This window comes from Nitrospirillum iridis (genome assembly GCF_014205765.1).
GTDB lineage: Bacteria > Pseudomonadota > Alphaproteobacteria > Azospirillales > Azospirillaceae > Nitrospirillum > Nitrospirillum iridis.
In genome coordinates, this window is the sequence record NZ_JACIIZ010000017.1 from 176885 (window position 1) to 190127 (window position 13243).

A 13243-nucleotide genomic window follows, 5' to 3' on the forward strand; every position below is an offset into this window, starting at 1 on the left:
TCACACCGCCTTGCGCGCCGTGATGTAATCACGGATGACCAGGGACAGCACGTCCAGCGGCATGCTGCCCGAGGCCAGGCCGGCGTGGTGGAATTCGCGGATATCGAACTTCGGCCCCAGTTCCTTCCGCGCCTGGTCACGCAGTCGGACCCACATGGTGTGGCCGATCTTGTAGCTGCAGGCCTGGCCAGGCCAGGCGCAATAGCGGTCGGTCTCGCGCGTCATGGCGCTTTCCGTGTCACCGATCAGGTCCACCATGTATTTGACCGCCTGCTCGCGGGTCCATCGCTCATGGTGCATCCCGGTGTCGATGACGCAGCGGCCGGCCCGGAACAGCAGGAACTTCAGATAGCCGATGCGGCCCATGGGCTCCTTGTCATAGAGGCCCATCTCGTCGGCCAGCTGCTCGGCATAGAGGGCCCAACCCTCGCCATATCCCGAGAAGAACATGTTGGAGCGATAGCGGGGGATGCCCGGCGTCTCCTGCGCAAGCGCCACCTGCAAGTGATGGCCGGGGATGCCCTCATGGTAAAGGGTGGAGGGCAGCGCCCATTTGGGCCATTCGCCCGTGTCATGCAGGTTGAAGTAAATGGTGGCCGGCCGCCTGCCGTCCAGCGACGGTGATTGGTAATAGGCCAGCGGCGCGCCCGCGTCGATCTGGGACGGCACCGGCTTCACCTCGGCCTTGGCCTTGGGCAGGGTGGAGAAATACCGGGGCAGATGGCCGACCACGTCGGCCAGGCGCGTGCCCAAGTCGGCGATCAGCTGGGCCTTGCCCTCCTCCGTCTTCGGATAGAAGGAGGCGGGATCCTGATACAGCGCCTTGATACGCTGCCCCACCGTGCCCTTGGTCAGCCCTTGCGCCTTCAGCACGGCGTCAAGGCGGGCGCTGATCTCGCGCCCTTGGTCCAGGCCGATCTGGTGCACCTCTTTCGGCGACAGGTTGGTGGTGGTGTTGGCGCGCAGGCCATCGGCGTACCAGGCGTCACCGTCCTTGACATGCCAGACGCCGGCATCATGGGTCGCCCGCCTGCGCGCCGTCTCCACCGCCGCGACCTGGCGGTCCAGGGCCGGCAGCACCGTCGCGGTATAGATGCCGGCGGCCCGCGCCGCCCAGTCACCCTCGATCCCCTTGGCCTTGGCCCGGCGGGCGACGGAGGACACCAGGTCGGACTTGTCGGCGTCCACGCGCAGGGCGCGCAATTGGGCCAGCGTCGTATCCAGAAGGAAGTCCGGCGCGATCACGCCGGCGTCGCGGTCATGGTCCAGCCGGTCGGTATCCTGGTCCAGGGCGGTGGCGAAAGCCTCCAGCCGGGACAGATAGGCCTCGGCGTCGTCCTGGGTGTTGATGGGATGCTTGGTGTCCAGGAAGGTGGGTGTGGATTGATAGCAGCCGGTGAGCTGGCTGATGGCGTAGGGCGAGCGCTCCCCCGGCCGGCCGAAATCGAAGCGCTTGTAGGTTTCCAGCCGGTTGGACAGGACGTAGGCGACGCAGTCGTAGTTGACGGCGTCGATGCCGCTCAAGCTTCGGCGGTCGATGCCCGCCAGGCGGCGCATCTGGCTGGCGGCTGCTTCCCGTTCCGCCGCCTGACCGGCGGCGGAACGGTCGCCCAGACGGCCGCGCAAGACCGCCAGATCGCCGGTATCCAGGCCCAGGTTGGTGGCGGCCTCCGGCCGGCGGCGCAAATCCTCTTGAAAGAAGGTCTCCAACAGCGCCGTCAGCGCGGCGCCGGCGCCCGGAGATGCCGGACCCTGCGCCCAGGCGGGCATGGCGGCCGTCATGGCCACGGCGGAACTGCCGGCCAGGAAATGGCGACGATTGAACATGAAGCTCTCCCAACTGTTTGGGGCAGAGTATGCGCAAAATTTTGATGCTTGAAAGAGTGGCCCGTCATCAAACATCCGGCCGGCCCATTCACCGGGCGTCGGGGGATCGCAATCCATCATAAATTGTCCGGCCACCAATCCCGCACCGCCGGTGGCGCCGGCGTCCCCCGCCACGGCGCGCCGAATCGGACGGGGAAGGCCGGAAAACGAAACCGCCGCGCCGATTGGCGCCGGGGCTTGAATGTGACCCCGCCGCCGCCTAGAGTGCGGCCGCGACATTCCCCAATGAAAATCCGGCGTTCAAGGCCGCAGGCTAGGACAAGCAATGCCGTCCCGCGATATCGATGTGGTGCCTGTGCCAGATCTGAGCAAAAAGCAGACACCGGTTCAAAAGCGGTCCATCGATACACTGGAAACCATTCTGGCGGTCACCGCCGCCTTGTTGGGCGAGGTGGGGATAGAGCGACTGTCCACCAATCTGATCTGCGCCCGCGCCGGCCTGACCCCGCCGGCACTGTACCGTTATTTTCCCAACAAGTACGCCGTGCTGAAGGAATTGGGCGTGCGGCTGATGGAGCTGATGAACGAGGCGTATCTGACCTGGGTACGGGCCAACCACCCCGTGCCCACGCACCACACGCCGCAGCAACAGGCCGAGCGCCTGCGCCAGATCCAGGAGATCATCAACGCCACCACGCGGGAATTCCCCGGCGGCGTCTGGGTCCTGCGGGCGCTGCGCGCCGTGCCGGTGTTGCAGCAGGTGCGCCTGGAATCACACAATTTCGTGGCCGAGCGGTCCTTCCAGGAGGTCCGCGGCCATTACCCCCACACCAGCGAGGCCGAACTGCGCCTCGCCACCCGGCTGACGGTGGAGGTCATGTATGGCGCCACCGAAATGGTGTTCGATGAACCCGGAATTGACGACAACCTGATCAACCGGGAAATCGCGGAGATGGTGGTCCGCTATTTCGGGAAATTCGCTGAGCGTGAAGCGGCGCTGCTTCCGGCCGATTAGAACAGATCGCCCAAAGGCGGCATCGCCTTTGGGCGTGAAGCTGCTCGCGGACAGACTCAGCTATAGCCGGCTGTGGTTCCGATTAAACGCAGCCGGCTATAGAGCGGGCCGCGATCACAGGTGATCGGACCGCACCCTAAGGACTTTAACCCCTTTTTCCCAATTCCCCCACGCACGTCGCGAACGCTTCGGAGCCGCGTGATGGCGAAGTCACACCTTCAGCGCGTCCGGTCGAGGGCTCAAGAAAAATAAACGGCTCTGACATAAATCCGCAAAACTTATTCGATAGCTTTCGCTACCGAATGCAGTAACAACCAGAAAATCTGGCCGACACCCTAAGGTGGAATTGGATGATACTGGACACATCCGAATTCTCTTCATCAATCTGATTCCGTATTACACGATATAATCAGTATTTGAATTCAAAGTTTTATGAAGGCACGCGATTTCGCCAGCGAAATCGCGACCGTCGCATCCGATTTAATTTTTCAATTTGCCTATTCTTTAGGCGGCCGATCCACCCCCCGGTCCACCCCCCGGGCGCGGATCGCCGTTCTCACGACAACCGGCCCACCCGTCCCGCATGCGGACGGGTGAATGGCCTTGCATGGCCTCAATGGAGCCCCCTTTCATGCGCCGCCTCCTTCTTCTCAGCACCTCCCTCCTGACGCTGGGCATCCCCCTCGCCACCAGCCGAGCGGCCGACGCCCCCGCCGCCACAGCCGATGCGGATACCCCTCTTCCCGAGGTGGTGGTGAATGCGGATCGGGAACGCGGCACAGCGGCCAACCTGGCGATCGGCCAGGCCTCGCTGTCGGCAGTGCAACCACAGTCCCTGCTGAACAGCCATTTCATCCAGGACGTGGCCTCGCCCATATCCGATTATCTGGCCATCGCCCAGTTCGCGCCCAGCGCCAGCAGTTCCAGCCCCAATGGCATGGGCCTGTCCAGCAAGAACGCCACCGTGCGCGGTTTCCAGGATGGTGAGTACAACGTCACCTTCGACGGCATCCCGTTCGGCGACCCCAACGCCTTCGGCCACGCCACCACCTCGTTCTTCCCGGCCCCCACCCTGGACCATGTGGTGGTGGACCGCGGCCCCGGCACCGCCAGCACGGTGGGCAACGCCACCTTCGGCGGCACCATGGCCCTGTCCTCCGCCACCCCGACGGACAGCTTCGGCGGCAAGGCCATGGTGGGCTTCGGCAGCGGCGCCGGCTTTGAAGGCAACGGCGCCGTGAACAGTGGCGCCATCACCGACACCCAGGGCACCCGCGTCCTGCTGGACTATGACCACACCCAGTCGGACGGGTTGCTGAACTATGCCGGCCTGAACCGCGATAACGCCCTGGTCAAGGTGCAGCAGCCGGTGGGCGCCGCCACCACCGTCACCCTGTTCGCCGATTACAGCGACCTGACCTGGAACAACTTCACCCAGCAGACGCGGGCGGCCACGGCCAAGTACGGCAAGTCCTTCGCCAACCTCACCGATGACCCAAACTCGCAGCAGTTCAAGGACGACAACGTCGACCACCGCAAGGCGGACTTCGAGTACATCGGCGTGCAGAGCGACCTGGGCTTCCTGCGCGTCGACAACAAGGCCTACACCTACGCCCTGGATGACAAGGCCATCGCCGGCGCCGACCAGACCGGCGCCACCCCCAACGCGGCCCTGCTGTCCACTGGCGTGCCCGGTGTCCATAACCAGGGGTATTATCGGGCGTGGGGTGACATCGCCAAGCTGGAAAAGGACGTGGGGGAAGGCTTCCTCACCACCACGGTCCGGGCCGGTGTCTGGGCGGAACATGCCCGCGACACCCAATTCCAACAGTCATACAATCTGTCGACCGGGGTCATCAGCGCCCTGACGCCCTATAAGAAATATGGCAGCGTCATCAACAACTACGTCACCGAAAGCGACACGACCCAGCCCTTCGTGGAGCTGGAATGGCACCCGCTTCCCGACCTGACCATCATCCCCGGTTTCAAGCACATCGATTTCTCGCGCACCTTCCAGGGCACGCTGAACTTCCTTCCCTACAACAACCGGGGCGACTACAGCGCCGACCTGGGCTCCACCATGGTCAACTACCGCGTCAACGACCAGATCGCGGTGTATGGCCAGTGGGCCATGGGCTTCCAGGCGCCGCAGGTCAGCGTGCTGGAAAGCACCGGGTCCAGCGCCAATCGCGTCAGCCCGCAGCAGACCATCAATTACCAGACCGGCATCGTCTACAAGACCGACCGGTTGGTGGCCGACCTCGACGGCTATTACATCAACTTCCGCAACAAGATCGGCAGCGACCTGGAAACGGTGAACGGCATCGCCAACACCACCGTCTATTTCAACCAGGGCGGCGTCATCTATAAGGGCATCGAGGCGGAGGTGACCTACACCCTGATCGACGGCCTGGCCGTCACCGCCAACGGCAGCCTGAACAGCGCCGCGGTCAAGGCCACCGGCCTGCAGATCGCCAACGCCCCCAGCAGCACGCTGGCCTATGGCCTGATGTACGACAAGGACGAATGGTTCGGATCCTTCCTGACCAAGTATGTCGGCACCCGCTACGCCGGCACTGGCCAGCGCGCGGACGGCAACCCCAACGTCAAGCTGCCGGACTATCAGTTCAGCGACGTGGTGGTGGGCTACAAGATGGGCGACCGGCTGAAGGTCAGCTTCATGGTCAACAACCTGTTCAATAACCGCACCGCCACCGAGGGCAGCGGCAACCTGACCAACCCAACCTTCTACTACCTGCCGGGCCGCAATTACATGGGCACCGTCACCGTCGGATTTTGACAAGCCGCACCCCCAATCCACCATCCGCCGGAGCGATGCCGATGTTGAAGAAGATCCTGCTGGCCTCCACCGTCCTTTTGGCCGTCGCCAGCGCCCCCGCACAGGCGGCTGATGGAGGCCCGGCCGGGCCCAGCCAGTCCGTCTACCCCTATCTCGGCATCGACTGGGGCGGAGAGGTTTTCGTGGGTGCCGCCCTGCCGTTCGGCATGGTCAAGGTCGGCCCGGACATGGAGACCTTCGACGGTTTCCACATCGGCTCCGGCTATGCCGGCACGGGGCGGGTGCTGGGGTTCAGCCACCTGCACCTGAGCGGCGCCGCCGGCAAGTACGGCAACATCCTGGTGGCCCCCGTCACTGGCGACATGAACCCCGCCGACATCAAGTCGGTGCGGGTGGATGAGGTGGCCAAGGTCGGCTACTACGCCGCCACCCTGACCCGCTATCAGACGCGGGCGGAGCTGACGGCCACCCCCCGTGTGGGCCTGCACCGCTATACCTTCCTGGCCGGGGGCGACGCGCACGTCACCGTCAACCTGGCGGCCATCCTGGGCAAGGGGCCGGGCGCCGAATCCCAGAAGTTCCTGGGCGCCGACCTGACGGTGGTTTCGCCCACGGTCGTCGAGGGCGTCGGCCGCTACACCGGCGGCTGGAACGAGGGCGGTGAGTACAAGGTGTATTTCCATATGGTGGTCGACCACACCCCCGCCCGGGTGCGCACCTGGGCGGGTGGAACACCATCGGAGGACAAGGCGGCCAAGGTGGAGGGCGACCAACCCATCGGCGCCAGCTTCGACTTCACCACCCAGCCCGACGACGTGGTGCAGGTGAAGGTGGGGCTGTCCTTCGTCAGCACCACCCAGGCCCGCCGCACTGTGGAGAAGGAGGCCCCCGGCTGGGACTTCGACGCCGTCCGCGCCCGGGCGACCACCACCTGGGACCGGGCGCTGTCGCCCATCACCGTGTCGGGCGCCAGCGATGACCAGCGCCGCCAGCTGTACACCGCCCTCTACCACACCATGCTGATGCCGTCGGACCGCACGGGTGAGAATCCCGGCTGGACCTCGGCGGAACCCTACTACGACGACTACTACACCCTGTGGGACACCTTCCGCACCTCCGGCCCCCTGTTCACGCTGATCGCACCACAGCGGCAACGCGACCTGGTGCGGTCGCTGGTCGACATCTACCGGCATGAGGGCTACCTGCCCGATGGGCGCAGCGGCAACGACACCGGCCGCACGCAAGGTGGCAGCAACGCCGAGGTGGTCATCGCCGACGCCTATGTGAAGGGCCTGACCGGCATCGACTACAAGACCGCCTACGCCGGCATGCGCAAGGACGCGGAGGTGCCGCCGCAGGACCCGCGCAAATGGGGTCGCGGCGGCCTGATGGAGTACAACGCCAAGGGCTATCTGAGCCTGGCCAACGAACGCTCCGGCTCCCGCACCGTGGAATACGCCTATGACGACTTCGCCATCGCCGAGGTCGCCTGCGGCCTGGGCCGGACGGAGGACGCCACGCTATACGCCCAGCGGTCCGGCAACTGGGCCAATCTGTGGGACCCGACCCTGACCAAGGAGGGGGTGAAGGGCTTCCTGCGGCCCAAGAACCCCGATGGCAGCTGGGCGGAGCCCAACACCCTGAAGCGCGGCACCTGGCCCGACTTCTTCTATGAGGCGGATGAGTGGACCTATTCCCTGTACGCGCCCCATGACGTGGCCCGCCTGGTGGCGCTGTCCGGCGGCAAGGCCGGCTTCCTGCGCCGGCTGGACACCCTGTTCCTGAAGCGGCATTTCGACATGTCGAACGAGCCGGGCTTCCTGCTGCCGCTCTACTACAACTGGATTGGCCGGCCGGACCGCACCGCCGACATGAATGTCTACGCCCTGGAGCGGGAGTTCCTGAGCAGCCACGGCGGCATTCCCGGCAACGACGATAGCGGCGCCATGTCCAGCTGGCTGATCTTCCAGATGCTGGGCTTCTTCCCCAACGCCGGCCAGGACATCTACCTGATCAGCACGCCCAGCTTTCCCGAGGCCGACCTGGATCTGGGCAACGGCAAGCACTTCAGGATCATCGCCCACAATCTGGATGGGGAGCGGTTCAATCGTTATGTCCAGTCCGCCACCCTGAACGGCCAGCCGCTGGAGACCAACTGGTTCCGCCATGGCCAGATCAAGGACGGCGGCGTGCTGGACCTCGTCATGGGGCCGGAGCCCACCCGCTGGGGCACCGGCACGCCGCCGCCGTCCCTGTCCGATCCAGCCGGCGAGCGGCCCATGCTCTGCGTCCCACCGCCGCAGCCCTGACACCGTCCCGGGCCTGACACCGTCACAGGCCTGAAACCATTACCGGCTAAGCCTTCGCCCATCCCCATTTCCGGAAGACGCTCCCCCCATGCCTTTCCCCCGTTCCCTGCTGCTGGCCGGCGCCGCCACCCTCGGCCTCGCCGCCTGTGCCGCCAAGCCGCCCGCGAGCACCGTGGCGATGAACCAGATCCAGGTCATCGGCACCCACAACAGCTATCACGCCGGCATCGCCGCCAATGAATCGACGCTGTGGAAGAAGACCAACCCGGAGCAGTACGCGGCCCTGGAGTATCACCATCAGCCCCTGACGGCGCAGCTGTCGGCCGGTGTGCGCCAGGTGGAGCTGGACATCTATGCCGACACCCGGGGTGGCCTGTACGCCCATCCCGCCGGCCCCGGCCTGGTGGCGCGGGCGGGCCTGCCGGCCGACCCGCCCTTCGACCCCAACCATGTCATGGACAAGCCCGGCTTCAAGGTCATGCATGTCCAGGATGTCGACTATCGCAGCACCTGCCAGCCCTTCACCGCCTGCCTGGCCGAAATCCGCGCCTGGTCGCAGGCCCACCCCGGCCACGTTCCCGTTTTCATCCTGCTGGAAACGAAGGAGGAGATCCTGTCGCTGCCCTTCCCCACGGTCCAGCCGGAAGCGCTGACCCCCGCCAGCCTGGACGCGCTGGACCGCGAAATCCTGTCGGTGTTCAAGGCGGATGAGGTCATCACCCCCGACCAGGTCCGGGGCACGGCCACCACCCTGAACGCCGCCGTGCGGGCGCAGGGCTGGCCCAGCCTGGATGAGGCGCGCGGCAAGGTCGTCTTCCTGCTGGATCAGAAGAAGATCAGCGCCCGCTACCTGGAGGGGCATCCCAGCCTGAAGGGCCGCGTCGCCTTCACCAATGCCGAGACCGGAACCGACGACGCCGCCTTCATCGAAATGAATGACGGTCCCGGTGACGCCATCACCGCCCTGGTGCGCCAAGGCTATCTGGTGCGCACCCGCTCGGATGCCGACACCAAGGAGGCGCGGACCAATGACACCCGCCGGCGGGAAATGGCGCTGGCCAGCGGGGCCCAGATCATCAGCACCGACTATCCGGCCTCCGAGCCGGCGGCCAGCGGCTTTGTCGTCAGCCTGCCGGGCACGGTGGCCGCGCGCTGCAATCCGGTGACGGCCCCCGCCACCTGCCCGGCGACCGGTTTGGACCGGTAGGCCACGGCGGCGCTTGCCAAGCGCCTGGAACCAATATCTATTCTTTGCCGCACGCAACAAGCATGGAAGCGGCAGGGTGATGAAGAAGACGACACTGGCGGCGGCGCTCGCCCTCGGCACGGCGATCAGCCTCACCCTGGGCGGGACCGCCCGGGCGGCGGAGGGGGCCAAGACCGAGGGCGTCAAGGTCGACCTGACCCGCCCCGACTGGGTCGCCTTCCGCAACCTGTACCAACAGCTGGTGCAGACAAACACCACCCTGTCGGTGGGCAGCTGCACGGCGGCGGCGCAGAACATCGCGGCCAAGCTGACGGCCATCGGCCTGAAGAAGACCGACGTGCGCGTGCTGGTGCCGGAAGGGCGGCCCAAGGATGGCGCGCTGGCGGCCGTGCTGCCCGGCACGGACAAGTCGGCCAAGCCCATCCTGCTGCTGGCCCATATCGACGTGGTGGAGGCCAAGCGCGAGGACTGGCAGCGCGATCCCTTCACCCTGGTGGAGGAGAACGGCTATTTCTATGGGCGCGGCAGCAGCGACGACAAGGCCATGGCCGCCGTCTTCGCCGATCTGCTGATCCGCCTGCGCCAGGAGGGCTTCCGGCCCAAGCGCGACCTCAAGCTGGCGCTGACCTGCGGCGAGGAGACGTCGGACACCTTCGACGGCGTGCAGTACCTGCTGGCCCATGACCGCGACGCGGTGGAGGCGGAATTCGCCCTGAACGAGGGGGCCGGCGGCCGTCTGGACAAGGACGGAAAGTACCTGGCGCTGGAAATCCAGGCGGGGGAGAAGGTCTACCAGGACTTCACGCTGGAGACGACCAACCCCGGCGGCCACAGCTCGCGCCCCTCCAAGGACAACGCCATCTATCACCTGGCAGCGGGCCTCAACCGGCTGGCAGCCTTCGATTTCCCCCTGGCGCTGAACCCGGTGACCAAGGCCTACTTCACCGCCATGGCGCCGGTGATCGGTGGCGCCATCGGCGCCGATATGCTGGCCATCACCAAGGATAATCCCGACCCAGCGGCGATCGCGCGCATCAGCCAGGATCCGGGCTGGAACAGCACGCTGCGCACCACCTGCGTCGCCACCATGGCCAACGCCGGCCACGCGCCCAACGCCCTGCCCCAGCATGCCCAGGCCAACGTCAACTGCCGCATCCTGCCCGGCCAGCCCCTGGAAGAGGTGCGTCAGACCCTGGTCAAGGTGCTGGGCGACCCGGCCATCACGGTGACGGCGGTGGGCGCCCCCAGCCCCGTCTCCCCGCCGCCGGCCCTGACACCCCTGGTGCTGAACCCGGTGAAGGAGGTCGCTGCCCAGATGTGGCCGGGCGTGCCGGTGGTGCCCACCCAATCCACCGGCGCCACCGACGGCCGCTTCCTGAACGCCGCCGGCATCGCCACCTACGGCCTCAGCGGCATGTTCCGCGACCCCGACGGCAGCGGCGTCCACGGCCTGAACGAACGCATCCGCGTGCGCTCGCTGTTCGAGGGGCGGGAGTTTTTGTACAGCGTGGTAAAAACTTACCTCAATAAGTAAATGCCAAGCAGGCATTTGACGTAATTGTAAATGCAGAGAGAATTGCGATAATGGAAAAATCAAAAAAAATACGTTCGCGAACGTCGAATAAATTTCTCGGCGGAATCATTAAAATTGAGATGATTGCCGCTGCATTACATGTTGCCGCGCTGATTTATCTTGTTCATTACATTAGCAGAACAACAATTAATATTCTTTACCAAGACTATATGAATAAATACTTCGTTGATTTAATTGAAAATTACGAGAATGGAAATATTCATCTTAGTGATTTCCTAAAAATCTATAATGGAAGCTGGCATGGTTTCGGCAGCCTTCTATTTATTCTCGATCTCTCATTGTTCCGGCTCAACACCCACTTTTTCATGGCTCTTGGCATTATCGGTCAAGTGAGCGGATGTTACATAATAACGCGTTATGTGTGGGGGAAATACCGCAGCACGACAAATAAATATTATTTATTCTTGTTCGGTGTGGTGGCGCCCTTGATTGTGGCAACCAGCCTTACGCAATGGGAAAACATAGTTTTTAATGGCGGAAGTCTTCATATGTTGGGCATATTGCCGTTATATGCCAGCTTTGTTTATTTTGACAAAAACATCAGATCTCAAAACCGTAAACTCTCATTTAGCATAATGTTCCCCATAATATCTATTTTTATTCAGGCCCCCCTCTTGCAATATTATCTAGGATTTGTTGCAGCCGTGTGCTTCTGCATGGTTACATTTATAATATTTTCAAGAAAAAATAACAGCCAAAGCAGCACAAAGGAAACAATTTACACTCAATGTCCAATTTTTCTTAGCGTGTTTATTGGTGCCCTTATCGCGGTTAGTGGAAGCGGCGCTGTTAATGGCGGAATTTTCAATGTGCTGTCTCAGAATTCATTTGGCCATATATTTGGATTCTTTCTGATTACGTTAGCATCTAGCGCGCTGGGCTGCGATGCATCTGGGAATGCCATTAACGCCCCTTTATTTCTATATGGCATTGCTTTTTTTGCCCTGTATGCAGTTGCGATCTTTATTTTCTTTTACAGAGGCATCTATAAGAGTACGTATTTGCCCCTGCTTCTAATGGTATTCTCACTGACAATATCGGCAATGATTACAATTGGCCGCCTCAATTCCGGCTATGATGTCGCCATGTCGAGCCGCTACACAACCTTCACCGGCGTTGGTCACGTTGGCATTATTTTAGCATTCCTTGTCGCCGGCTTCTCAAAGGAAACGGCTAATAAAGTGCAAAGTCGCAAAATACCAAATGCCATACGGTCTGTTGGGTTGGTATCTCTCATCGGCCTTTGCGGGAGCCATCTTTATACAACCATGATCGAATGGAAAATATCACCTTATCGTTACGCGAATTATAATCAAGCCAAGCAAGTTGGCCTCCAGATTGATTACGTTACGCCAGATACGCTAAATATGTTTCAGGAAAGTCCGAAAAATACCCTCCTGGCGTATCAGACTTTGCGAAAATATAAATTAAGTATGTTTCAAAATATTGGGACAGATCTGAGTACCGCCGAAAAAATAGGACAATGGTACAATGACGGGTGGATTGGCACCAACGCCCGATTGGCATTGCGCACACCAGTTTCAGGATTAGTGAAGATTTCTGGATTCGCCCCGCCCCAAACCGCAACAACCAGTATTCAAATACTTGGTAACGGCACACTTCTTGGCAACTATGACATTATTAAAGGGAAGCGATTTACGTTTGTCGTCAATGCCCCACGTGATCAAATCGTGACATTCGATTTAAAGCCCGATGGGTACATTATTCCGGCGGAAATCGATCCTTCATCATCATCCGATCGACGACATTTATCCGTCATCATCACTGACGTTCGCGAAATGAATGACGGAGACAACAGGTAATTTCTCGGGGGCTGGCGAAAGTAGTTATACCAAAGAGCGCTGACTATGACCCATGTGCCCACTGCCGCAGTCCAATGGACATGATGCGGTAAGGCTGTTCGACGAGTTTGTTCCATGCGTGGCAGCAGTGGTCGACGATGGCGTCATAGTTCTGGAAGATGCGATTTGAGAGCCAGTTGTCGCGCATGAACTGCCAGAGGTTTTCGACGGGGTTAAGTTCCGGGCAACGGGGCGGCAAAGGCATGAGTGTACAGAGATGGTTATCCCCTGACAGTCGCCCCCTCATGTGAGGTTATCAGGCGGCGGGTTTGAGGTTGGTTTCGGGTGCCTCCTTCTGTGGTTTGGGGATACCGTCGCGGAAGGCCTGGAGGGGCGTGCGCCCCTTCATGCCACGTCCCTGATGGGGCCGCTTGGTATTGTAGACGACCAGGTACTGGTCGAGCACGATCTGCATCTTGCTGCTCCGCGCTGCCCTTCGGGTCCTCGATGGTATCGAACCAGGTGCGTCGGCCTTCGACGCGGAAGTGCTCGTCCAGCAGTGTGCGGTGCAGGCGCTCGACGATGCCGTTGGATTGTCAATCGGCAGCGTAACGGGACCCCGTATCGGCGCCCAATAGGGACCCCAGTGATGTGCTGGCAATCGGGTTGTCCCGGTAGCGCATAGGAGG

General features: G+C 62.2%; 7 protein-coding genes and 2 pseudogenes. 6 read left to right on the top strand and 3 right to left on the bottom strand.

What is annotated here, in order from left to right; all coding sequences use genetic code 11:
• Entirely contained in the window at positions 1-1827 is a 1827-nt protein-coding gene (locus FHS74_RS25340; RefSeq protein ID WP_184806989.1) for a DUF885 domain-containing protein, read from the bottom strand.
• 325 nt (positions 1828-2152) lie between these two features.
• Between FHS74_RS25340 and FHS74_RS25345 the strand changes: the two genes are divergently transcribed.
• From FHS74_RS25345 to FHS74_RS25370, 6 genes are all read left to right on the top strand, one after another.
• Complete coding sequence (locus tag FHS74_RS25345) at positions 2153-2842, top strand: TetR/AcrR family transcriptional regulator (protein ID WP_184806991.1); 690 nt, start codon at positions 2153-2155, stop codon at positions 2840-2842.
• Positions 2843-3473: 631 nt separating this feature from the next.
• On the top strand, positions 3474-5642 hold the full coding sequence (locus tag FHS74_RS25350) for a TonB-dependent receptor (RefSeq protein ID WP_184806993.1): 2169 nt from the start codon (positions 3474-3476) through the stop codon (positions 5640-5642).
• Positions 5643-5683: 41 nt separating this feature from the next.
• On the top strand, positions 5684-7951 hold the full coding sequence (locus FHS74_RS25355; RefSeq protein ID WP_211106539.1) for a GH92 family glycosyl hydrolase: 2268 nt from the start codon (positions 5684-5686) through the stop codon (positions 7949-7951).
• 88 nt (positions 7952-8039) lie between these two features.
• A complete protein-coding gene (locus FHS74_RS25360; RefSeq protein WP_184806997.1) occupies positions 8040-9158 on the top strand; it encodes a phosphatidylinositol-specific phospholipase C1-like protein in 1119 nt (372 codons plus the stop codon).
• A 79-nt stretch (positions 9159-9237) separates the two neighbouring features.
• The gene (locus FHS74_RS25365; protein WP_184806999.1) at positions 9238-10692 is read left to right on the top strand and encodes a M20/M25/M40 family metallo-hydrolase; all 1455 of its coding nucleotides are present in this window, start codon (positions 9238-9240) and stop codon (positions 10690-10692) included.
• Between the two features lie 50 nt (positions 10693-10742).
• Entirely contained in the window at positions 10743-12575 is a 1833-nt protein-coding gene (locus FHS74_RS25370; protein WP_184807001.1) for a hypothetical protein, read from the top strand.
• Positions 12576-12618: 43 nt separating this feature from the next.
• Here FHS74_RS25370 and FHS74_RS25375 read toward each other — a convergent pair.
• Both FHS74_RS25375 and FHS74_RS30635 read right to left on the bottom strand, forming a co-directional pair.
• Positions 12619-12825: pseudogene (locus FHS74_RS25375) on the bottom strand (transposase); the annotation flags it as partial.
• Between the two features lie 45 nt (positions 12826-12870).
• A pseudogene (locus FHS74_RS30635) lies at positions 12871-13150 on the bottom strand (integrase core domain-containing protein); the annotation flags it as partial.
• Positions 13151-13243 lie beyond the last annotated feature (93 nt).